Genomic DNA, 21490 nt, shown 5'->3' on the forward strand with positions numbered 1-21490 from the left:
AATCTCAACAGCCCCGTAAGAGAACTGAACGGTACGTTTCATTGTTTTCTGTATATCGTATCCTTTTTCTTTATAAGTATGAATTAATTCCAAATCAATCATCTCGATTGCTTTGGAAACCAGCTCACACATGACTTTTGGAAGGTATTGATCTAATCGTATTTCACTGTCTAATAATGTTTCAGAATCCTTTAATATACTGGCAATTTCTGCTATAATTTGATTCATAAGAAGACCTCTTTTCTGGATTTGTGGTTATCTCTAGATTAAGGGTCTTCTTCCTTTTTGTCTACTTTAATTTCTTACCCTACTATTTTACTTTCCGACAACTATTTTACACATAGGAGATGCCAAGTTCACTTCTTAAGGAATATCTTTACTAGCATTCCCAAGAAAAACTCAAAACCTTTTCGAGAAGCGATTAAATCTATCTTTAAGATTACAGATATCGATTTAGCACGAGACACTAAAAATCGACTCGTTGCCGACTATATCGACCAAGCTAAATATACAAAAGCTTGCGAGACCTTAGATAATGGCTTCGAAGATGCCTTTCAATACACAGTTACCGGGAATGGCCATAATAGACTGAAAAGCACAAACCTTCTTGAACGATTGAACCAAGAAGTACGCCGAAGAGAAAAGATTATACGTATCTTTCCCAACCGTGCGTCAGCCAATCGATTAATTGGTGCTGTCCTCATGGACACACATGATGAATGGATAAGTTCTACAAGAAAATATATTAAGTTTGACCAGTAAGAGACCGGTAAAACATTGTATACTATTTTACACAGGATTATGGACTTGACTGAGATGTATGATGCAGATCCATTTATACACTACAGTAATAAGTTGAATATAGAAAAAAGAATTACCTCTAGTTTAAGCCGAATCATAACCTCTGATAATATTTATCATTGTAGAATGATACGGAGAACCGTATCATAAATGATGCAGAAAAAATAAGCTGAATAAGTAACCTGAATTATTCATACCTCTAAAATTTAAGTCCAAAAAGTAAAAGTAGTTCTTTTTCTCTCAATTTTTCCTGAATCTTGTAAAAAAATCGATATCCATTTGCTTCAGTCAATTTACTAAACACAAAAAAGCGAATAGAACCTAAATTTTGAGCGCACTTCCCCCTGGGAATTGATTTATATTTTTAAATGGGGAAACTCACTGTTTTAGTTGTTGTTTTTATGTCCAACATCGAATCTCTCGGATTCGATGGAAAGCTTGATAAAATTCTTTTTGAAAGACGTGATGACTGGACAGTTTCAAGTAAATACTTCTACCAGTACGAACTAGTTTTCCTGCTACTTTCAGAAGCCGCAAACGGATTGTATTGATTTGTAGTCCAGTCCATTCCTGTTGGAAACAGGTCGTTCTGAGAAAATTAACCAAGTTATACGCTAGCACACTAAACATCATACGCGCATGGTTCTCAATGAAATAGGGACTATCCGTCTTATCAAAGAAAAAACCGTTTTTCGCTTCTTTGATGAAGTTTTCCATCGTTCCACGTTTGGCGTATGTTTTGAAGACCATTTCTGAAGAGGTATCCTCTGATAAAGTGGTCACGACGAACTCATGACGGAAGAGAAGTTCTCCACCCTCACGGGTTGAGCGAACACAGACGCGACGGGCTTGGGTCCATTTTTGGGCTTGATACGAAATCGAATGGTAATGGACTTCTGTCTTCTCCCATGGGTGGTTGTCTCCGATACGGACATATTGTTCCGCCAACTGAACGAGCCGACGATTATTTTTCATCCGGATGACATAGTGACTTTTGTGTTCTTCGCACAGCTCGTATAGTTCAGGAGTCGCAAATCCACTATCTCCTCGAACGAGAATATTGGTGACTGGGACGACTTTCTCATAATGCTCAAACAATGGCGTCATGAACTCTTTGACGCCCTTAGAGGTATACTGATTCCCTGAACGGAGTTCTGCTTTTAAGAAATCACCCGTCATCCCATCAAAAGCTACCAATGGATGGTACCCATAGGTTTGATAGTGTGCGTTATAATCTGTTTGTTCTTGATCGCCGAACGTATCGGAATGGGTAGAATCCAAATCAAAAATCATTTCATTCGTATTGCGAATAAGCCGTGCTTTGTCAATCAACACTTGATTCAATTCTTGAAGTTGGAGAATGTTTTTTCCCGTGAAGCGATCCAAAAAGCGAGAAATCGACGACTGAGAAGCGAGAGATTCTTTTCCCAAAATGGTTTGAAATACTGGATCATGCCGCAAAATATTAGCAGAAGAATCAGCGGCGTAACCAGCAATTAACTGAAGGACCAATTGTTCAAGAATCGTATGATTCTCGTGCTGCCAATAAGCACGATTTTCTGGTAACTGAAGCTTTTTCTCAGCTAGTTCAGAAAACTCGAGAGCGTCCATAAATTCTTTCACTAACATCAAACCTGAATCACTAGAAAGATTGCCACCTGTGTGAGAGACAAAAATATTTTGATTGAATTTTACTGATTTTTCTTGTAATGTAACCATTGAGAGAACTCCTTTCTTTGGTTGGGTTTCGGCACTTCAACCATATCAGAAAGGGGTTCTTTTTTCATCACCCAAGGGGTGACGAAAAAAGACTAGCGAAACACGATTACATTACTATTCCGAAGCAATATTACAAAAAGTATGAATAATCTAGGAGTAATGTAAACAAAAAAATCAGTTTACCAGATTCGTGACCGTTTGTTCAATTTCTTTATTTTCAATGGCTGTTTTTTCTATAATCAGTTCAAGGCATTCCAGTAAAAGGGCTTGGATGTCAGGGAAGTTGTTCCACATTGGATGAGTTTTAAACATACCGATCTCCTTTATTAAAAGCTGGGTTATGCATAATTACCTCTATTTAATCAGTATACTTGAAAAGTCACAAAGTTGTGCATAAAAACATTCCCCACTTTTAAAAAAGAAGGGGCGAAGTGTGGTACAATCATTTAGCACAGAAAAAGAAAGCAGGAGAATATGAAGAAAAATTCATTTGAAACATTTGGGCTCAGTCCCGAAATAGCAAAAGCATTGGCAAGCTTGCGTTACTTCAACCTGACAGCGGTACAGGAAGCGGTCATTCCATTGGCCTTGGAGAAACAGGACATCCTCGTCGAGTCCCACACAGGCAGCGGCAAGACGGTCGCTTTTGGCATTCCGCTTTGTGAACAAGCCGTCTGGGAAGAAAACCGCCCGCAAGCCTTGATTTTGGTCCCGACCCGCGAGTTGGCGCTGCAAGTCAAGAATAACCTCATGAACATCGGCCGGTTGAAGCGGATAAAGGTGACGGCGGTATTCGGGAAGTCTTCCTTCAAAACACAGAAATCCGAACTGAAACAAAAAAGCCACGTCGTTGTCGGTACGCCGGGCCGAATCTTGGAGCATCTAAAAGAAGGCACTCTGGCGATAGATAAAGTCAGCAGCTTGGTTTTGGATGAAGCGGATGAAATGCTCAATATGGGGTTCATCGAACAGGTGGAAGAAATCATTTCCCATTTACCGGAAGAACGCCAAACGATGTTGTTTTCGGCCACCATGCCGCCGGAAGTAGAACGTTTAGCCAGTTTTTACATGGGTTCTGACCGCGTTTCTGTCAAAATGGAACCTTCAGCGGAGAACGCGCCAAAAATTCTGCACTCGTACATGAACGTGGAAGAAACAAACAAGGAAAAACTGCTGTTGGACTTGTTAACCATTGAAAATCCAGATGCCTGCATCATCTTTTGTAACACCAAAGATGTGGTGGACTCTGTTTTCAGTTATTTAGACAAAGCCGGTTTACCCATCGACAAGTTGCACGGAGGAATGTACCAGGACGATCGATTGGCCGTCATGGATGATTTCCGCTCCGGAAAATTCCGTTATTTGGTGGCGACCGATGTGGCCGCCCGTGGAATCGACATTGACCAGGTGACACACGTCCTGAACTACGATGTTCCCTTTGAAAAAGAGAGCTACACTCACCGGATAGGACGGACAGGCCGGGCAGGTAAATCGGGCTTGGCATTGACATTGGTCAGCGAATCTGACCGGAGACGCTGGCAGGAGATCCGTGATTATGCCTTTGAGGACAGCCGTGAGGTGACGGAAGTGTTTGCCCCTGGTGAACGTTCGGTGGCACGCGCTAAACCCGCTTTTGAAAAGAAACTGCAGACACGCGTGGCTCCAAAATTTGTCCGCAACAAAGAGTTGAACAAAGAGATCACGAAGGTGTACTTCAACGGCGGCAAGAAGAAAAAATTGCGCGCGGGTGATTTCGTAGGAACATTGACCAGTATCCGGGATGTGACAGCCGAAGACATCGGCATCATCACGATTCAAGAAAATGTCACCTATATTGAAGTCATGAACGGAAAAGGACCGTATGTCATTTCCGAAATGCAGGACCGCACGGTAAAAGGGAAAACGTTGAAAGTCCGTAAAGCTCGCAAATAAAGCGTATGGAAAATACAACAAAAACGCCTGTCGGCAGCTGCCGGCAGGCGTTTGTTTAATTGGAAACCTTATTTGGCGCGTTTGACTTCAATGCGGTAACCGTCAGGGTCGGTCACAAAGAAATACGTAGGCGTGCCGTCTGTAAGGCCTCTTAACTCACCGGTTTCGTAAGCGGAAGCTTTACAGATTTCATGCATTTTTTCCAAGTCATCGACCGTTACGCCCAAATGGCTGAAGCCGTCTCCTATATTATACGGATCGGCATCGTAGTTGTACGTGAGTTCAATCTGTACAGATGAACCGGGAGAATTCAGGTAGATCAAATCAAATTTGTTTTCAGGGAATTCTCTGCGGCTGGCCACTTCAAAATCAAACAGATTCGTATAGAAGTCCAAAGTCGCATCAATATCTCTGACACGCAGACAAATTTCGACTAATTGTTGTTTCATTTTATCACCCTCCATAAGTTCTTATATTCATTCTAGCATGAATCGACGATGGAGGCATTTTATTCCGCCAAGTTCTTTTCCAACCTGCTTTCTAACAGACGTCCACAGACAAAAAAGTGCAGGCAGCCCGCACTTTTTTGAGAGAAGAGACTTCACGCATTAATCTATCTGGTCGATTCTTTCCGCGAGTTGAAAATCAGCTTCCGTCAGTTGATCCGTCCGGTGAGTGTAAATCTCAATGTTGACTTTTCCCCAGGTGAGATAAATGTCGGGGTGGTGCTGAAGTTCTTCTGCTACAGAACCAACTTTGTTTGTGAACGCAAGTGCCTGTTTGAAATTCTTGAACGTATAGGATTTATGAATCTTCTTCGAACCTTCCAGTTCCCAGCTGTCGAGTGTGTCCAATCTTTGTTGAATTTCTTCTGGCGTCAGCTTCTTTTGATTTTTTTCCATAATTACCGCCTCCTCATCATTATAAGAAATAAATATTGGAGGCTGATACGAAGCAAAAGGATTGTTCTAAAATATGCTCGGTATATTTCATTAGATTAAATTTCGTTTGTTTGTAGTTCACCTAAAGTATCGACTCTATGTTGATTCAATTCTCCTGCCCACTCGAACCCTTTCTTAGCCGCAATGACCGCTATAAGTTCGTTGATAACCGCTGCAGCAGCAATCGTCCCTTGGAGGATCGTTGCTGATTGGGGATCAAAAGCAGACAACTGGGTCGCTGCTATCCCTGTGAACACAAGGGAAACTCCCGAATGGGGCAAACGAGAAACGTGATTGTTTATCGTTTGTTGACGGAAGAATCGATTGATGAAACGATGATGGACATTCTGGGGCATAAAACGGATATTTTTAATCTGTACGCTAGAGATTCGGATGTTGCCGATGCATATGAAAGAAGGACGACAACCAGCGAAGTCTCTGAATCTCAAGCTAAAAACAAAGTATTCGAAGTGGAGAAGAAGCGTTTGGAAGAAAAAGAAAGCATTCCTGTTGAAGCATAGCTTCCTTTCTCCGAAGGTTTGTGATTAACCAGACTGTGTATTAACATAAAGATATATGACAAGGTTTTCAGAGACTTATAAGGAGCTCAATAAAATGCAAAATAATTTTCTCCGTTATTTGCTCATTGCGGTGATAGTAACGGTTGTTTCATTCGGTGTCCGGTTCGTCAGACATAAACTTTATAAGCCCAAATACGAAGACAACGTACAGAAACCTGGGAAATTAGAGACTTTTATTGCGAATTTTCTTCTCGTTCTAGGGGTCTTTTTACTATTGTGAACCATTGCAGGTCTTCTTATGCAAGAAATGGAAATGGTCCTGGTAATGGGCGCCATCACCCTGATATACTTCGCGCTTGTTTTCGTTCTAAAAAGAGCGCACGACACCTCTTATCAGGAGAACGAGGAATACTTCATCTTGACAGTTCAGAAGAAAGAGTACAAAGTGTTTTATGAGGACATCACTGATTGGCAGCCTTTTTATAATGAAATCGGCGTTTTTGATAAGACCCAGCCAGAAAAGGACTATATCCGGGTCAACATCAAGATTTTCAAACCAGAAATTTTGCTGCGGAAGATTGCCGACATGGCGGTTGAAGGGAAATTCGATGGCACGAGTGAAATTTTTATGGAAAATCAAGACAGGACAGAAGAGACAATCAATTATATTGTGAACAACCGATACGGCTATTTGGTGGATGACTATGTGAAACAAATAAATGATAATTGAAAGAAGCAGCTGGAAATTGCGCTTTTTAGTGTATTAATAGTATGATAAATATACCAATCATTTTATAAGGAGTGGGAAGATGGCAGCATACGAATTACCAAAAGTTTGGAAATGGGAAGACGAAAACGATAAAAAAGGCGGCAACCGCCCGACAGCCGGAGCGCGTTTCGAACAGAAGTTGCCGGTGGGGGATGCACCGTTCCAGCTCTATTCGCTGGGAACGCCGAACGGCATTAAAGCCACCATCATGCTTGAAGAGCTGAAAGAACTGGGCGTAGAAGGCGCAGAGTATGATTTATACAAAATCAACATCGGGGAAGGCGATCAGTTCGGTTCGGATTTTGTGGAAATCAACCCGAACTCCAAAATCCCTGCATTGGTGGACCAAAGTCAAAATCCGCGTCTGAATATTTTTGAATCAGGTTCCATCCTTCTATACTTAGCTGAGAAATTCAACCAGTTGATTCCGACCGATATTCAAGGGCGGACTGAAACGTTGAATTGGCTGTTCTGGCAGATTGGGGCGGGGCCGTATGTCGGCGGCGGATTCGGCCACTTCTTCGCGTATGCACCGGAGCCGATGGAATACCCGATTGACCGCTTCACGATGGAAACAAAACGCCAATTGGACTTGCTCGACAAAACATTGGCGGAGCGTCCATATATCGCAGGCGACATGTATACCATCGCGGACATCGCCATTTGGTCCTGGTACGGCCGTTTGGCATTAGGCGAGCTGTACGAAGGATCGTATGAATTCTTGAATATGGATGAATACACTCATCTCTTGGAATGGGCTCGCCGCATCAACGAACGTCCGGGTGTCCAAAAAGGACTGGCCGCAGATTACCAGCCGCTTGAGGACTAGTTCCAGAAAATACTCTATAAACAAGGAAAACCGCAGCTTCTCAGCTGCGGTTTTTTGTGTTTCTCGGCTTAATACTCCAATGCTTTCAATTCTTCCAACGTCACGTCTTGTTCCACATACCCATCGACCATAAAGCCGCTTAAGTTGGAGAATTCCTTGAAGAAGGTGTCGTAAGCGGTCAAGTCGGAAGTGAAGTTGTCTTCGTTCAACTGCTCAATCAACGCTTTTGTTTTGGCCTGGGTGTCTGAATCCAATTCCCAGCTGTCCGGTCTCAAACGACCGACTTCATCGTATTCAGGTTTGTCGCCGTAAATCATTTCCCGGTAGGTCCGGTCGATGTGCATGATCGGCGTTTCGTGCGTGCCTTTTTCTTCCATTACCTTGTACAGGCCGATGCAGTAAACTGGGAAAAACGGAATGACCGAGCTGGCTTTGGTGGTGACTGCAGTAGCCACAACGACTTGAGCTTTACCGTTGATATCTGCTAACAAATCGTTGATGGTGTCCGCTTTTTTGTCCACATCCGCTTTCGCACGGCCAAGCGTGCCGCCGCCGTAATACGGGTGGTTCAGTTCGGTTCCCAAATACGAATAATTGGTTGTCAACACGCCGTCCGCCAACACACCAGCTTCTTTCAAGGCTTCCATCCATAACTGCCAGTCTTCTCCGCCCATCACTTTGACGGTATTCGCAATTTCCTGGTCGTCAGCGGGTTCCAGAGTTTCGGTGTAGAACGTTTCTTTTTGCATGTTGATGTTCGGGCCGACGACCGGCTCACCAATGGCTTTGATGGAAGACTTGTAAGTCTCTCCAGTATCCGGATCTTTCCGGACGCCACTTGCCAAACTGTAAACGACCAGGTCCACTTTTCCCCCGAATTCGTTTTTGATGTACTCAATGACTTCTTGTTTGGTTTCATGACTGAAGGCATCCTGCACAAAGTTTTTGGCAATCAACCCTTCTTTTTCCGCTGCTTCCCGGAAAGCGATGTTGTTGTACCAACCGGCAGTGCCGAGGTTTCGTTCGTTCTTCGGTCCTTTTTCAAACGAAACCCCGATGGTGTCTGCTCCAGCGCCGAAAGCCAGACTGATACGGGTCGCCAATCCGTAACTGGAAGACGCGCCGATGATCAAGACTTTTTTCGGACCTTTATATGTTCCTTTGCTTTTCACATAGTCAATTTCGTTCAATACTTCTTGTTTGCATCCGAGTGGATTCACACCTAAGGCGACATTTCCACGTACATTTTGCTTAAATTCCAACATAATCCATTTTCCCCCAAAAAATTGTTATAGGAGTATCATATCAGAAAAAACCGTTCAAAAAGAATCCTTGTCTCAAAAAACGGAAAAATTAAAAAAATTCCAAGAATGCCTCAAATTTATTCCATCCGCTTTCTTTATAAATGAAAAACCCTGCCAGTCTGTTTAGGAACTGGCGGGGTTATCGGTTAGTGGGAAGCTTCTTGGACGGCTTTTATTCCGCCTTCGATGACGGTCGGCTTGAAGCCCTTGGTGGCCAGATAAGAAGCCGCCGCGGTGCTGCGGTTGCCCGATCCGCAAAGGGTATAGATGTCTTTGCTGCTGTCCAGTGACGCGTGGTCGTGGAGCAAGTCTTCAAACGGGATGTTGACCAGATTTTTTTCAGGAGCCGGACGGGTGATTTCGTCGGGGTGTCTCACGTCCAGTAAAATATAGTCGTCTTCTTTCTCGAGAAACGCTGCAGCAGGAATGGTCGCTGTTGTCTCCAGGTTTTCCTGTGGAAGCTCGTCCGCCAGTACAAACCCATCGATGTGGGTGAATCCCAACTCTTCGGCAAGAGTGGCCATTTCGTCCAGCTCAGCTTGTTGCTCACGGCTGATGACAAATACGACAGGATGGTCTGCATCAAGGTAGATGGCCGCATATTTTTTGAAGTTGCTGAGGTTCAAGTTCAAGGAACCCTTCAAGTGACCGGATTGGAACGCATGCTGCAGGCGGCTATCGACCAACTGCTGGTCTTTGATTTCAGAATAGTTCAATTTGTTCATTTTCCGTGCCTCCTTAAAATAACAAGTTTTTATATAACCTCAGTATAATGGATAGAAGAGAGACAAAACAATCAGAATATTTTGTAATGGTACCCTGTGAACGTAAAATTTGAACAAGCAAGTTGTAAGGATTAAAATAAGGCATGAGAACGACGACCTTAATAAAAAGGCAGTTAGGAGCGAGCATGTGATAAAATTTATGCGAAGGGTTCCGGTTGGCCGAATTTGTTTCGTATCGGTGGACCAAGTGAGGCTTTCTTCTCGAGTGCCGGGACAAATTATATTATGGGGTTGCTGGTCTTTGCTTCCGGAACAACGGTGAAGCTATCCAAAATCGGTAAACTCTTGAAACATCAGGGCTATTTGGTCCTCTTTAAAATCATTATTTCCATTGTGTTCGCCTACGCCTTTTTGTTCTTTTTCGGACTGGACGGCATTTGGGGGATTTCCGGATTGAGCTTTGTCTCCATCATTTTGTCTATCAATCCGGCCATCAATCTGTCCATCACAGACCAGTACGGCGACAAGGAAGATGCGGCCATCTATCCGTTTGCGGTGATTCCGTCGCTGCCGGCCATTCCGCTCATCATCATGAGTACGTATGTGTACGGTGGTTTGGGAGATGTGGACTGGATGCCGGTCATTTCGGTTTTCCTGCCTCTTGCAGTAGGGATTCTTCTTGGAAATTTGGATGAAGACATGGCCAAGGTCTTTGGCGCCTGCATGCCGGCATTGTTGATTTTATTGGGGTGGCTTTTGGGACAGAGCATGAACCTCTTTTCCGCCATTCGAACCGGAGTGTCTGGAGTACTCGTGTCCATTTTGTTCATCATTCTGACCATGCCGGTAATAGATTTCTTTGAAACAAAAATTCTGCATTACGAAGGCTATTCGGGTATCGGCTTGAGCACCGTTGCGGGAGTGACGACGGCGGTCCCGGCGATTGTGCGTTGGCGCTGCCACAAGTGAGTGAGTATGTCGCTCCGGCTACTGCTCAAATCTTGACGGCAAGTATCATCACGAATATCCTGGCGCCGATTATCGTGCGGCGACTGTACGGAAAACGACACCATTAAATGAAACAGGAGATGGGAGATGGATGGAGCTCGGAAGAAGAGTCATCTGTTTCCCATTTTTTCTTACATACTGCGAGGTGGAGAAAAAATATGAGCAGAATCATGGATGAACACTTAATCTATGAAGTTTTATCGGTGGTTGAAGAAATTCCTTTGGGGAAAGTGGCCACATACGGGCAAATTGCCCGGTTGATCGGCAGGGAAAGGAACGCCCGGCTGGTGGGCCGCGTATTGAGCATGGCAGAATTTTATGGGGACTACCCTTGCCATCGCGTAGTGAACCATGCCGGCAGACTGGCACCCGGCTGGATGGCACAACGACACCTGCTGGAAGAGGAAGGGGTACCGATGAAGGATGACACCCATGTGGACATCAAAGCCTGCCAGTGGGATGGGGACCTGTAAGGAGAGGCAAAGATGCTCGTTAACCTCGAGGAGTTTTTAACTGAACACGAGATTTATTTTGAACTGTACCGCCATGACTCCATTTACACAAACGAAGATGCGGTGATCATGAAAGAAGCGAAAGGATTTACGGGAACGGAAACCAAAGCGCTCTTTCTGAAAGGGAAGTCGGGGCAGTATTATTCATTTGTGACGTTCACGACGAAAAACACGGATTTCAAACGTCTGAAACAAGTGGTGGGGGAAAAGGTGGCGATTGTGAAACCGGAGGAGATGGAAAATCTCACCGGCCAAACAGCGGGCGCCGTCACGCCGTTGGGGTAGGAACGCTCGGTCCCGATCATTGTGGATGAGGAGCTGTTCAAGCAGGAAAAGCTGGTCTTTGCGCCGGCGCGGCCCGATCAAACCATGGTGATCTTGGCTCGTGATTTGAAACGGATTATTGATATACTGGGAAATGAGTTGTTTGTTTACAACGAGAAACAGAAGGAGGAATAAAGATGAAGATTCACCCAATCAAAGCTTTTTCTGACAACTACATTTGGCTCATGGAAGAAGGAGCAGCTGTCATCGTGATCGATCCAGGCGAAGCAAAAGGGGTCTTGGCTTACTTAGAAGAACAACAGCTGCAGTTGACTGCCGTTTTGTTGACGCACAACCACAACGATCATGTGGGAGGAGTCAAAGACGTGTTGGCCGAATACCCGGATACTCCGGTGTATGGACCGGAGGAAACAAAGGAATTGGCAGACCACATCGTCGGGGACGGCGATTCCTTTGAACTGCTGGGTCAACGTTTCGACGTCTTCAAAACCGCTGGACACACCGAAGGGCATATCAGCTATTTAACGGAAGCCGTTCTTTTCTGCGGTGATGCGTTGTTTTCAGGGGGATGCGGCCGGGTCTTCACAGGCGACTACCAAGCGCAATACGATGCCTTGCAGAGATTCAACCGCTTGAATGACGACGTGCAGGTGTACGCGGCTCACGAGTACACGCAGACGAATCTGCGCTTTGCCCATTCGGTGCAGCCGTCCAACGAGAAAGTTTTTGAGGCGTTGACCCGAGTCGAGGAGTTGCGCAAACAAGACGTGCCTACCTTGCCGTCCAACATCGGCCGGGAAAAAGAAATAAACCTCTTTCTACGAGCAGAGACACTGGAAGAGTTTATCCAGCTGCGTCAGGCGCGGGATGATTTTTGACAGATGCATCCATTTTAACCGGCTGCTTGACATATGAAATAAATGGAGTACAATAAATGTATGGTAGTTCAACGTTTCACAATCAAAAACATAAACCATCTGAACAGGCGGTGAATCCCGGAGATTCATGCAGCCGGGCCACCGGATGCGTGGCAGCAGAGTGATGCGGAAGGCACACCTGTGGGACAGTACTTACTGTTCTATGGGTATGCCTTTTTTACATATCAAAAGGGGAGATGCAACATGTTCACTTATTTGAGAACCACACGGCCGGGCCAATTCTTGGTCATCGGCATCCTGTTTACCATACTCGGGTTCGTAGCCGGCGGCATATACAGTCGCTTGGCGTTTTATGCAGCGATTTTTTTCTTGGGATTCTTTGCAGCCAAGCAAGCCATGGTGGAGACAGTAACATCCAAATCGCCAAATGTAGATTTATTGATGATTTTGGCGGCTCTCGGCGCAGTCGTCATCAACTATGAATCGGAAGGGGCTATGCTGCTGCTGATTTTTGCCGGGGCGGAATTTTTGGAGAACTTCGCCACCGACAAATCTACGAATGCCATCAAAGAGCTGATGGCCCATGTCCCGTCTGTCGCCCAAGTCCTGCAGGCGAATGGCGAAGTGGTTGAAGTACCCACAGAGGAGTTGAAAATCGGGGACATTGCGGTGGTGTCCAAAGGAGCGCAAATTCCGATTGATGGCCTCATTGACCGGAAAACGCAAATCAATGAGGCTGCGTTGACGGGAGAATCGCTGCCGGTTGAGAAAACGGAAGGAGACGAAGTGTTTGCCGGAACGTTGAATGAAGGCAACGCATTTCATTTGACTGTCAACAAAACAAGCGATCAAACAGTGTTTTCGAATATCATCCGCATGGTGGAAGAAGCTCAGAGCCGTCCTTCTAAAATTTCTAAATTCATCGACCGATTTGAAAAGCAATACGTGATCGGTGTGTTGATTGCGGTGCCGCTGTTTATTTTCGCTTTGTACTTCTTCAGCAATTTCGCGTTTGAAGATGCTTTTTACCGCGGAATGGTTCTGCTGACGGTAGCCAGCCCATGTGCATTGGTAGCTTCCGCCACCCCGGCTACGCTGAGCGCCATCAGCAACGGAGCGAAAAACGGGGTTTTGGTGAAAGGCGGCGCTGCCATGGAAGCTTTGGCCACAATGGAAATATTGTACAGCGACAAGACCGGCACGCTCACTTTTGGAGATTTTCAGGTGATGGAATATCAGATACCTGAATCCGTCCTCCCGGAGGTGGTGTTCATGGAACAACAGTCCACGCATCCGATTGCCAGAGCGATTGTGCAACAGTTCAGTGACTTGAAGTTGGATGGTATCGATCAAACGGAACCGGTCGAAGAAATTCCGGGTTCCGGGTTAAAGAAAGGCGCCATCAAAGTGGGGAAACCTTCCGCCTTTGACGGTTTCCATGATGAACATCAGTACCGTAGCAAAACGACAGAAGATCATACCACTGTTCTTGTGGCAGAGGGACAAAACATTGTAGGGTATATCGCTTTGAGTGATCAAATCCGTCCTGAAGCGATTGAGGCGGTTGACGGCTTTCAAGAAGAAGGCATTCAGGTAGAATTGTTGACCGGGGACAACCAAGCGGTGGCGGAAAAGGTGGCGGGTGAAGTAGGCGTGGATGCTTTTGCGGCCGCGTGTCTGCCCGAGGATAAAATCAACTTCATTTTACGAAGCCAAGAAGACGGGCAAGTTGTGGGGATGGTCGGAGATGGAATCAATGACGCGCCGGCGTTGGCCACTGCTGACATCGGAGTGGCGATGGGCAGCGGCTCTTCGGTGGCGATGGAATCCGCGGATGTGGTCATCGTGAAAAATGATTTGATGAAGCTGCTTTACAGCTACCGTTTGAGTCATCGGTTGAACACCATCATCAAGCAAAATGTGGTTTTTGCCGTCGGGGTGATTGTCGTATTGATCGTGTTGAACCTTCTTGGGTATTTGGATTTGCCGGCCGGCGTAGTGTTCCACGAAGGCTCGACCATTCTGGTGATTCTAAACGGGCTGCGCTTGTTGAGAATGGAGGACAAGTCGGCAGCGGCTCAACCCGCTGGAGAAAAGCCCGTACAAATTTGAATAGATAAAAACAAGGCCGAAAGTTAGGCCTTGTTTTTTTCTTTTGGGGTTAAAAAGTGAAACGGGTGACTTGTTCGCCGCCATCCTCGTCGATTCCATTCAGTGTTGCACTTATTCGTACAATTCATTACAAAGAAAAAATGAGTTACAATTCTTTGGCAATGAGGACACTACTATTCAACAAAGAATCGCCCCAGTCTTATTTCTTTGTTGAAAACAGTCTCCCTATTTGACAAAGAAATCTGTTTCAAGAATTCTTTGTGTTCGCCGAAGCTTGAAAACGAACTATAAGTAGTGAGTATTGCTCAGCGCCCTTTTATAATAAATTCACAAAATATACAAAGACAAAAGCGAAAATATATAAAATTTTATATATGTTGTTGACAAACCTGGTATATAGGCATACAATCAAGATGCTTAGTAATGTGAATTCAGTAACATGAAAAGGGCTGTTAGTTGACGGAAGGCGGGTTGAGCGTGAACATTGAACGGTTTGTCGAAGCGCGCAAAGCTTTGGGCATGTCGCAAAGCGAATTAGCGGAAGACATTTGTACGCAGGCCACATTGAGCCGTTTTGAAAACAACGGCAAAGTCCCCAATCTAAAAATCCTCATTCAACTTTGTAACCGGCTCAATTTGCCTCTGGGAGAGCTGTTTCCCCGGGTGGGAGTGAAATATTCAGAAACAATTGAAAAGATGAATCAAGTGGAGTTCTTCTTGATTACGAGTGAGTATACCCAAGCGGCTGAGCTGCTGCAGACTGTTTCTATCCCTGAAGTGGAGGAAGCCCGTCTTTCTATGCGGCACCATTACTTGAACGGTTATATCATGATTTTCCAAAACCGCCCGGTGACCGACATATTATTTGTCTTTGACCAGATTTTGCTGGCGGAAGAAACTGAAGAAGCGAAGATTTTCCGGTTGCTCGCTTATACCGGGATCGGCATGGTGTATTCACGGGAAGGAGACCAAGAAAAAGCGGAGTTTTACTTCAACCGCGTGTTGGAAAAGATTTATAGTTACCCCACAGTCACACTTGAGGATACATGGCGTGTGTTGAATATTGTGTTTCAGTGCGGAGTGTTTTATTCGACCATTGAAGAGTTGGACGTCAGCAATGCATTGTTGAAATATGCCGTCTCTATTTGCTCAGATAATCACGTGACGTATTACCTTGCCCGGGCTGCTATTCAATTAGCAAAAAATGCCATCCGTCAAAGAAAATCGAAAGAAACCATCTTGGAACTTATCTATGACGCCCGCGCGTATTCCAAAATCAATCGAAACCAAGTTGCGTTGAGCGAGCTGGCTGCTCTGGAAGAACAAGTCACATCAGGTGCGTCAAAGGTTGAAAAAAGGGAGGATTGAATGTGGACACTAAAAGAGAATCCATCCGCTTGATGGGGACCATCATTGATTTGGTGATCGAACATCCGTCCGCGGATGCAGTGATGGCGGAAGTCATTCACCGTCTGCGGGAGTACGAGCACCGGTTCAGTGCCAACAGTCCGGATTCGGAGTTGATGGCGGTCAATAAACAGGCCGGGATCAAACCGGTGAAGGTCCATCCGGAATTGTACCACTTGATTGAAGTGGGAAAACACCACAGCTGCGCTCCCGACAGCAACTTGAACATCGCCATCGGTCCGTTGGTACAGACGTGGCGGATTGGGTTCAAAGATGCGAAAGTCCCGACTTCCGAAGAGATTGACCGTCTCCTCCAGAAGACAAACCCGCAGAAGATTCGGTTGGACGACGAAGAACAAAGCGTGTACTTGGAAGATACGGGAATGTCGATTGATTTAGGTTCGCTGGCGAAAGGTTACATAGCGGATTTGATTGTGGCGTATTTGAAGAGCGAAGGGGTCGAATCGGCACTGCTCAATCTGGGCGGAAACATTCTTGGTTTGGGCCCTCCCAAGGACCGGAAGAAAAATCACTGGACGATTGGGATTCAACATCCGCTGTCTCCTAGGAGCCATTACGTGGCGGCTTTGAAGGTGGCGGACCAGTCAGTTGTGACTTCAGGCATTTATGAACGAAGCTTGGAAAAAGAAGGACGGACGTACCATCATATTTTGGACCCTCACACGGGTTATCCCACCTCCACCGATGTTGCCAGCTTGACAATTCATTCCAAACGGTCAGTGGATGGAGAAATATGGACCACGCGTCTGTACGGAAAAACTTCAGAAGAAGTGATTGATGCGTTGAATCGGCTCGAAGGAATCGAAGGACTGGTTCTTACGAAAGACGGACAGATGCTGTATTCAAAAGGATTAGAAGAAAACATCATTAAGTGAATGGGAAGGAAGTAAGCACATGAAAAAATTTGTTGGACTCGTAGGCACGAATTCAGAACAATCAACAAACCGGATGTTGCTGCAGTACATGAAGCACCATTTCTCCGGTGAAGCAGACATTGAAGTGGTCGAAATCAAGGACATTCCGGTATTCAACAAGCCGGAAGACAAACAAATTCCCGAAGAAGTCCAGGTCATCGCGGATAAAATCGAAGCCGCCGACGGGGTCATCATCAGTACGCCGGAATACGACCATGCCGTTCCTGCAGCATTGATCAACGCGTTGAACTGGTTGTCGTACGGCATCTATCCGTTTGTGGACAAACCGGTGATGATTACCGGGGCGTCGTACGGCACGTTGGGGTCATCCCGGGCACAGGCACACTTGCGTCAAATTTTGGATGCCCCCGAATTGAAAGCCCGCATCATGCCAAGCTCAGAATTTTTGTTGAGCCATTCGCTCCAAGCGTTTGACGAAGATGTCAACTTGAAAGACCAAGAACAGGTGGACAAGTTGGACGGATTGTTCAAAGATTTCTTGACCTTTGTTGCCATCACAAACCAAATGAACCACAACCATGAACAAAATAAAAAAGACGCCGCAAACTTTTCTTGGGAAGCAAACTAAGAAAAAATCAGCCAACAAAAGGAGCCAATAAAATGAAATTAGTGGGTATTGTAGGATCCAACGCAGACAAATCATATAACCGCTTGTTGTTGCAGTTTATCAAAAGACAATTCAACCAGTTGTTTGAATTGGACATTGTGGAAATCACCGACGTGCCGCTGTTCAATCAAAGCAACGACCAGACGAACAGCGAACCCATCCAACGAATCAAAAACAAAATTTTGCAGGCAGACGGGGTGATCATCGCGACACCCGAACACAACCACACCATTCCCGCCGGATTGAAGAGTTTGCTTGAATGGTTGTCTTTCAACATCCATCCTTTGGAAAATAAACCGGTCATGATTGTGGGTGCTTCCTATTTCAGCCAAGGGTCTTCCCGCGCGCAGCTGCACCTGCGCCAAATTTTGGACGCGCCGGGGGTCAACGCCATCGTCATGCCGGGGAACGAATTCCTGCTTGGAAACGTCAAAGAAGCGTTTGATGAAAACGAGAACTTGAAAGACCAAGGGACGGTCGACTTTTTGGAAAGCTGTTTGAAGAAATTCCTGCGTTTCATCCAAGTGGTATCTGTCTTGGAAGAACCGAAAAAAGCCCAGCCGGAACCGGAAGACTTGTATGCGACCGGAAAAATCGACACAACCGTGGAAGGCGTCGATATGTACGCCGACGACTGGTTGGAGCAGGCCGCAGAAAAAGTGAATGCGGTGGAAGGGGACACGTATGTGAAACTGGACCGTGGTTTGTTGACGGTCGACCAGTTGAACATGTTCCTGGCATCGATGCCGTTGGAACTCACATACGCCGATAACAACAACCAGTTCCTCTACTACAACCGCACGATGCCGGCGGAAGAGATGTTGGCTTCCCGGACACCGGGACAAGTCGGGAACCCATTGGCGAAATGCCACCCGGAAAGCAAGCACAACAACGTTTCCTGGGTGATCCAACAGCTGCGCTCCGGCGCGATGGACGTGTTCCGCGTCAATGTACCGACACACGGACCGGACAAATATGTCGTACACAACTACCAAGCGATGCACGACAAAGACGGCAACTATGCCGGAATCAATGAGTACATTCTGGATCTCCAACCGGTCATCGACTGGTATTTGGAACAAACCGGCCAAAAACTGGTGGGGGACGTCGACGCCGTTTCGAGCGCAACAAAGAAAGGCGCCAATGAAGAGGTGGACGCGGTTTCCAGCGCAACCAAAAAAGACACCGTCGATGCCGTATCCAGCGCTTCGATAAAAGGTTAATAGAATAAATAATAAAAGCTGAGAGCTCCTCTCAGCTTTTTTCGTGTGTCCATCCGATGGGACCAAATTTTTCATGAGAAATTTTCAGATTTGGGCTTGTTTCACCGGAAGTGACCAAATCTTCCAGAGAAATACAAGCGATTTGGACCTTCCACCGGTTATTGGACCAAATCCTCTCGAAATACTCGTTTTATTTGGTCCGATTCCGCTCTTCTAAACTTAAAAGAAAAATTTAAAGATATGTGGCATAATGTTGTAAGATGATTAGTGAAATGGAAACCAGATTAGTAGATTAAAAGGAGAAGAGGATTGAATAACGTATCTGTACTATTTGAAGACAACCACTTACTGCTGGTAGAAAAACCGGTAAACATACCGGTGCAGGAAGACAGCAGCCGCGACCTGGATATGTTGACCCTGTTGAAACAAGACTTGAAAATCCGCCACCAAAAGCCAGGAAATGTATACTTGGGACTGGTGCACCGCCTGGATCGGCCGGTCGGCGGCGCCATGGTGTTTGCCAAGACGTCCAAAGCCGCATCCCGTTTGTCGGACATGATCCGAAGACAGGCAATGGAACGCCGGTATCTGGCGGTCGTTCACGGCACGCCGGAAAAGAAAAAAGGCGAATTGGAACACTATTTGTATAAGGACAAAAAGAAAAATCAAGTCTTTGTGTCACCCAAACACCCAAAAGCGAAAAAAGCGGTCTTGGATTATGAAGTGTTGGAATCCAAAGACGGCTTCAGCCTGCTTTCGGTAAACCTGCATACCGGCCGTCCGCACTTGTTTTGACGGTGATGCCGTTCCTTGTTTCGATTGTGTTTTTATAGATGTGCAAATTGTCGTTTTTGAACCAAATATACAGATCCTTCACGGTAAACGTGTTGTTGTAAATTTCTGAGTCTTTTGTTTCTTTTACCATGAAACGTCCGCTCAGACCTTTTATTGTGTTGTTATAAAACCAGATGTCATGGAAATAGTTCCCGGGTTCAGGGGTGCCTTCAATTTGAATGGTGTAGGTGTCAGACGCATTGGATCCAAAGGTGTTTTCGTACACCTCCGCTCCGTAAAGATCCATCTCTTCAAACGGTTCAAAATGAAGGGTGGGGCGTCCAATGTTGGAGGTGCTTTGGTTGCGGAAAATCTTGATGTCATTCACTTGTTCCACGACGATGTTGGAACGGTGATTGTCGAGGAGAATGTTGTTGGAAATCGTGACATCTTCGCTTGCTTGAGTGGAACCGGTGATGGAAACCCCGTCGCCGATGGCATGCTGCATCCGGTTGTTGTCCACCACAATATGTTTGCTGTCCCAGATGAAGAGGGTGTGCATGTGTTCCGTTCCGCCTTCATGAGCCGGCGCATTGCCGTCGAAAGTGATATTGTGGATTTGGATATTTTCCGCCTCTTCGATGTTCACCAACCGGGTCAACCCTTGATTGTCTGCGTCATCCGATAGTTTCAACGTCACTACATCCCGGTCCGCGCCAATCAAGTCCACATGAGACTGCAAAAATATCGGATGCAGCACATACGTTCCGACAGGGACAAAAACTTCTCCGCCGCCGTTGGAAGCAGCGGCTTCAATGGCTTGTTCGAAAGCGGGGGTGTCATCTGTCCGGCCGTCTCCCGCGGCACCAAACTCTTTCACATTATAGGTACTCTCGGAGGGGGTGCTGCCTCCAAGGTCGAGTTGAGACGTCAGAGGACTCCCCAAAACAATGGCTCCAACAATAAACACAAGGCCGCCAGCCGCCAAAAGTAGGAATAGTAGTTTTTTCATCATGGTCACCATTTTCTGTTATATAGGAAACTAAAAGGTGCAGGAAAAAGCGAGGCAAGACTGAAGAAATTCCGTTGCGTTGATTAAACTATAGCTGATTTTGAAAGCGCTGTAAATGATAAAGCTGGTTCAAGTTGGAAAATGCGTTCCGTGCCCCTCTCTTCAGCTGATAAGGTATAATCCATCTAAAGAACAAGTGCAAGGAGGAGTAAGCGGATGGAAGCGGTCGAGCATGTATATGTGGAAACAAACGGCATCAGACTCCATGTTGCCCAGAAAGGGCCTGCAGACGGGGAGTTGGTCTTGTTGTTGCATGGGTTCCCGGAATTTTGGTACGGCTGGCACAAACAACTCACCTCTTTGGCAGAAAAAGGGTTCCGCATGTGGGCGCCCGACCAGCGCGGGTACAACCTCAGTGACAAGCCGAAAAAAGTGGCAGACTACCGAACGGGAGAGCTGGTAAAAGATGTCGTGGGGTTGATCAAAGCTTCCGGGAGGGAAAAAGTCTTCCTTGTCGGCCATGATTGGGGTGGCATCGTTGCCTGGCGGGTGGCACGGGAGTACCCGGGATTGCTGCACAAATTGGTGATTTTGAACGCCCCCCACGAAGCAGCGATGCGCCAGCAAATCCGGCAGCATCCCGGTCAATTGGTGCGAAGCTCGTATGCGGCGTTTTTTCAAATCAGGGCACTTCCGGAAAAACTGTTTCAACTTTCCGACTGGACGCCGGCTTCGCATGCGCTGCGAAACACCAGCCGAGAAGGAACGTTCAGCGACGACGACTTGCAGCGTTACCGTTCTGCGTGGGACCAACCCGGAGCGATGCGTTCCATGCTCCATTGGTATCGGGCCAATATCGGAAGAGTCGCCCTTCCTAAAAGGCCGCTGAGGGTGTCTGTTCCTACGCTGGTGATTTGGGGAGCGAAAGACCAGTTCCTTGGCCACGAGCTGGCCGAAAAAAGCTTGAGTTATTGTGAAAAAGGGCAGGGCATCCTGCTCGGAGAAGCGACACATTGGGTGCATCACGAAGAAGCGGAGCGCGTGAATCGATTGATGCTGCAATTTATCCATGAAACAGGAACAATCTACGATGAAACGCTGTATCAACGCAGATAAGTGGGTGAAAGGCGGAGTATTTCGTTTGAGAGGCCTTTTCGATGGAAATAATGAGAGAA

Annotated in this window: 24 protein-coding genes, 2 pseudogenes and 1 riboswitch; of the genes and pseudogenes, 17 read left to right on the forward strand and 9 right to left on the reverse strand. The window is 46.1% G+C overall.

The annotated features are described in order from the left end of the window. Window positions 1-228, reverse strand: a 228-nt coding sequence (locus G470_RS0101910; RefSeq protein WP_028273359.1) for a hypothetical protein, incomplete at its 3' end; no start/stop codon positions are given. 114 nt (window positions 229-342) lie between these two features. On the opposite strand from G470_RS0101910, the pseudogene G470_RS12375 reads away from it, so the two are divergent. Further along, window positions 343-762 (forward strand): annotated as a pseudogene (locus G470_RS12375) (transposase); the annotation flags it as partial. Between the two features lie 438 nt (window positions 763-1200). Here G470_RS12375 and G470_RS0101920 read toward each other — a convergent pair. Both G470_RS0101920 and G470_RS14355 read right to left on the reverse strand, forming a co-directional pair. Then, entirely contained in the window at window positions 1201-2520 is a 1320-nt protein-coding gene (locus G470_RS0101920) for an IS1380 family transposase (RefSeq protein WP_028273360.1), read from the reverse strand. Window positions 2521-2694: 174 nt separating this feature from the next. Continuing rightward, window positions 2695-2832: a hypothetical protein gene (locus tag G470_RS14355; protein WP_156907898.1), complete on the reverse strand. Its 138-nt coding sequence runs from the start codon at window positions 2830-2832 to the stop codon at window positions 2695-2697. Window positions 2833-2994: 162 nt separating this feature from the next. Between G470_RS14355 and G470_RS0101930 the strand changes: the two genes are divergently transcribed. Then, window positions 2995-4452, forward strand: a complete 1458-nt coding sequence (locus G470_RS0101930) for a DEAD/DEAH box helicase (protein WP_028273361.1) — start codon at window positions 2995-2997, stop codon at window positions 4450-4452. Between the two features lie 68 nt (window positions 4453-4520). Here the strand turns inward: G470_RS0101930 and gloA are convergent, their stop codons facing one another. The 3 genes from gloA to G470_RS0101945 form a co-directional block, all read right to left on the reverse strand. Continuing rightward, window positions 4521-4901 (reverse strand): lactoylglutathione lyase, encoded by a 381-nt coding sequence (gene gloA, locus G470_RS0101935; RefSeq protein ID WP_028273362.1) that lies wholly within the window; start codon window positions 4899-4901, stop codon window positions 4521-4523. Between the two features lie 159 nt (window positions 4902-5060). Next, window positions 5061-5354, reverse strand: a complete 294-nt coding sequence (locus tag G470_RS0101940) for a 4a-hydroxytetrahydrobiopterin dehydratase (protein WP_035444866.1) — start codon at window positions 5352-5354, stop codon at window positions 5061-5063. 95 nt (window positions 5355-5449) lie between these two features. After that, window positions 5450-5650 (reverse strand): hypothetical protein, encoded by a 201-nt coding sequence (locus tag G470_RS0101945; RefSeq protein ID WP_028273364.1) that lies wholly within the window; start codon window positions 5648-5650, stop codon window positions 5450-5452. Window positions 5651-5665: 15 nt separating this feature from the next. On the opposite strand from G470_RS0101945, the gene G470_RS0101950 reads away from it, so the two are divergent. From G470_RS0101950 to yghU, 3 genes are all read left to right on the forward strand, one after another. Next, window positions 5666-5914, forward strand: a complete 249-nt coding sequence (locus G470_RS0101950; RefSeq protein ID WP_028273365.1) for a hypothetical protein — start codon at window positions 5666-5668, stop codon at window positions 5912-5914. A gap of 298 nt (window positions 5915-6212) precedes the next feature. Then, window positions 6213-6644 carry a hypothetical protein gene (locus tag G470_RS0101960; RefSeq protein WP_028273367.1) on the forward strand — a complete coding sequence of 144 codons (432 nt, stop codon included), beginning with the start codon at window positions 6213-6215 and terminating at the stop codon, window positions 6642-6644. Between the two features lie 79 nt (window positions 6645-6723). Beyond that, complete coding sequence (gene yghU, locus G470_RS0101965; protein ID WP_028273368.1) at window positions 6724-7512, forward strand: glutathione-dependent disulfide-bond oxidoreductase; 789 nt, start codon at window positions 6724-6726, stop codon at window positions 7510-7512. Between the two features lie 68 nt (window positions 7513-7580). Here the strand turns inward: yghU and fabV are convergent, their stop codons facing one another. Continuing rightward, the gene (gene fabV, locus G470_RS0101970; protein WP_028273369.1) at window positions 7581-8777 is read right to left on the reverse strand and encodes an enoyl-ACP reductase FabV; all 1197 of its coding nucleotides are present in this window, start codon (window positions 8775-8777) and stop codon (window positions 7581-7583) included. Between the two features lie 185 nt (window positions 8778-8962). Beyond that, window positions 8963-9541 carry a rhodanese-like domain-containing protein gene (locus G470_RS0101975; RefSeq protein WP_035444868.1) on the reverse strand — a complete coding sequence of 193 codons (579 nt, stop codon included), beginning with the start codon at window positions 9539-9541 and terminating at the stop codon, window positions 8963-8965. A 225-nt stretch (window positions 9542-9766) separates the two neighbouring features. On the opposite strand from G470_RS0101975, the gene G470_RS12380 reads away from it, so the two are divergent. From G470_RS12380 to G470_RS12390, 11 genes and pseudogenes are all read left to right on the forward strand, one after another. Next, window positions 9767-10510: a 2-keto-3-deoxygluconate permease gene (locus G470_RS12380; RefSeq protein WP_169720312.1), complete on the forward strand. Its 744-nt coding sequence runs from the start codon at window positions 9767-9769 to the stop codon at window positions 10508-10510. Next, window positions 10507-10617: a 2-keto-3-deoxygluconate permease gene (locus G470_RS14805; RefSeq protein ID WP_240470624.1), complete on the forward strand. Its 111-nt coding sequence runs from the start codon at window positions 10507-10509 to the stop codon at window positions 10615-10617. Before G470_RS12380 ends, G470_RS14805 begins: the two co-directional genes overlap by 4 nt. Window positions 10618-10707: 90 nt before the next feature. Next, window positions 10708-11022: an MGMT family protein gene (locus G470_RS0101985; protein WP_028273371.1), complete on the forward strand. Its 315-nt coding sequence runs from the start codon at window positions 10708-10710 to the stop codon at window positions 11020-11022. A 12-nt stretch (window positions 11023-11034) separates the two neighbouring features. After that, window positions 11035-11520: pseudogene (locus G470_RS12385) on the forward strand (YbaK/EbsC family protein). A 2-nt stretch (window positions 11521-11522) separates the two neighbouring features. After that, window positions 11523-12224, forward strand: a complete 702-nt coding sequence (gene gloB / locus G470_RS0101995) for a hydroxyacylglutathione hydrolase (RefSeq protein ID WP_028273372.1) — start codon at window positions 11523-11525, stop codon at window positions 12222-12224. An 89-nt stretch (window positions 12225-12313) separates the two neighbouring features. Beyond that, window positions 12314-12415, forward strand: a riboswitch (NiCo riboswitch). A 52-nt stretch (window positions 12416-12467) separates the two neighbouring features. Beyond that, complete coding sequence (locus tag G470_RS0102000; protein WP_028273373.1) at window positions 12468-14336, forward strand: heavy metal translocating P-type ATPase; 1869 nt, start codon at window positions 12468-12470, stop codon at window positions 14334-14336. Between the two features lie 477 nt (window positions 14337-14813). Further along, complete coding sequence (locus tag G470_RS0102005) at window positions 14814-15704, forward strand: helix-turn-helix domain-containing protein (RefSeq protein ID WP_028273374.1); 891 nt, start codon at window positions 14814-14816, stop codon at window positions 15702-15704. Between the two features lie 2 nt (window positions 15705-15706). Then, window positions 15707-16639, forward strand: coding sequence for an FAD:protein FMN transferase (locus G470_RS0102010; RefSeq protein WP_476692345.1), 933 nt, complete (start codon window positions 15707-15709; stop codon window positions 16637-16639). A 19-nt stretch (window positions 16640-16658) separates the two neighbouring features. Continuing rightward, complete coding sequence (locus tag G470_RS0102015) at window positions 16659-17267, forward strand: NADPH-dependent FMN reductase (RefSeq protein WP_028273376.1); 609 nt, start codon at window positions 16659-16661, stop codon at window positions 17265-17267. A 32-nt stretch (window positions 17268-17299) separates the two neighbouring features. Next, window positions 17300-18529 carry an NAD(P)H-dependent oxidoreductase gene (locus tag G470_RS0102020; protein WP_028273377.1) on the forward strand — a complete coding sequence of 410 codons (1230 nt, stop codon included), beginning with the start codon at window positions 17300-17302 and terminating at the stop codon, window positions 18527-18529. Between the two features lie 309 nt (window positions 18530-18838). Beyond that, window positions 18839-19324: an RluA family pseudouridine synthase gene (locus G470_RS12390; protein ID WP_084172036.1), complete on the forward strand. Its 486-nt coding sequence runs from the start codon at window positions 18839-18841 to the stop codon at window positions 19322-19324. Here G470_RS12390 and G470_RS0102030 read toward each other — a convergent pair. Continuing rightward, entirely contained in the window at window positions 19275-20315 is a 1041-nt protein-coding gene (locus tag G470_RS0102030; protein ID WP_169720313.1) for a glycosyl hydrolase family 28-related protein, read from the reverse strand. The two genes, G470_RS12390 and G470_RS0102030, sit on opposite strands and share 50 nt — an antisense overlap. A gap of 216 nt (window positions 20316-20531) precedes the next feature. Between G470_RS0102030 and G470_RS12395 the strand changes: the two genes are divergently transcribed. Further along, the gene (locus tag G470_RS12395) at window positions 20532-21431 is read left to right on the forward strand and encodes an alpha/beta fold hydrolase (protein WP_051258368.1); all 900 of its coding nucleotides are present in this window, start codon (window positions 20532-20534) and stop codon (window positions 21429-21431) included. Window positions 21432-21490 lie beyond the last annotated feature (59 nt).

It is taken from the genome of Atopococcus tabaci DSM 17538 (assembly GCF_000429585.1).
Classification (GTDB): domain Bacteria; phylum Bacillota; class Bacilli; order Lactobacillales; family Carnobacteriaceae_A; genus Atopococcus; species Atopococcus tabaci.

What these genes read in the sequence shown, in the direction of transcription:
- G470_RS0101920 (WP_028273360.1), bottom strand. Translation starts at nt 2,520, where the DNA reads ATGGTTACATTACAAGAAAAATCAGTAAAATTCAATCAAAATATTTTT.
- G470_RS14355 (WP_156907898.1), bottom strand. Translation starts at nt 2,832, where the DNA reads ATGTTTAAAACTCATCCAATGTGGAACAACTTCCCTGACATCCAAGCC.
- G470_RS0101930 (WP_028273361.1), top strand. Translation starts at nt 2,995, where the DNA reads ATGAAGAAAAATTCATTTGAAACATTTGGGCTCAGTCCCGAAATAGCA.
- gloA (WP_028273362.1), bottom strand. Translation starts at nt 4,901, where the DNA reads ATGAAACAACAATTAGTCGAAATTTGTCTGCGTGTCAGAGATATTGAT.
- G470_RS0101940 (WP_035444866.1), bottom strand. Translation starts at nt 5,354, where the DNA reads ATGGAAAAAAATCAAAAGAAGCTGACGCCAGAAGAAATTCAACAAAGA.
- G470_RS0101950 (WP_028273365.1), top strand. Translation starts at nt 5,666, where the DNA reads ATGGGGCAAACGAGAAACGTGATTGTTTATCGTTTGTTGACGGAAGAA.
- G470_RS0101960 (WP_028273367.1), top strand. Translation starts at nt 6,213, where the DNA reads ATGCAAGAAATGGAAATGGTCCTGGTAATGGGCGCCATCACCCTGATA.
- yghU (WP_028273368.1), top strand. Translation starts at nt 6,724, where the DNA reads ATGGCAGCATACGAATTACCAAAAGTTTGGAAATGGGAAGACGAAAAC.
- fabV (WP_028273369.1), bottom strand. Translation starts at nt 8,777, where the DNA reads ATGTTGGAATTTAAGCAAAATGTACGTGGAAATGTCGCCTTAGGTGTG.
- G470_RS0101975 (WP_035444868.1), bottom strand. Translation starts at nt 9,541, where the DNA reads ATGAACAAATTGAACTATTCTGAAATCAAAGACCAGCAGTTGGTCGAT.
- G470_RS0101985 (WP_028273371.1), top strand. Translation starts at nt 10,708, where the DNA reads ATGAGCAGAATCATGGATGAACACTTAATCTATGAAGTTTTATCGGTG.
- gloB (WP_028273372.1), top strand. Translation starts at nt 11,523, where the DNA reads ATGAAGATTCACCCAATCAAAGCTTTTTCTGACAACTACATTTGGCTC.
- G470_RS0102000 (WP_028273373.1), top strand. Translation starts at nt 12,468, where the DNA reads ATGTTCACTTATTTGAGAACCACACGGCCGGGCCAATTCTTGGTCATC.
- G470_RS0102015 (WP_028273376.1), top strand. Translation starts at nt 16,659, where the DNA reads ATGAAAAAATTTGTTGGACTCGTAGGCACGAATTCAGAACAATCAACA.
- G470_RS0102020 (WP_028273377.1), top strand. Translation starts at nt 17,300, where the DNA reads ATGAAATTAGTGGGTATTGTAGGATCCAACGCAGACAAATCATATAAC.
- G470_RS0102030 (WP_169720313.1), bottom strand. Translation starts at nt 20,315, where the DNA reads ATGAAAAAACTACTATTCCTACTTTTGGCGGCTGGCGGCCTTGTGTTT.
- G470_RS12395 (WP_051258368.1), top strand. Translation starts at nt 20,532, where the DNA reads ATGGAAGCGGTCGAGCATGTATATGTGGAAACAAACGGCATCAGACTC.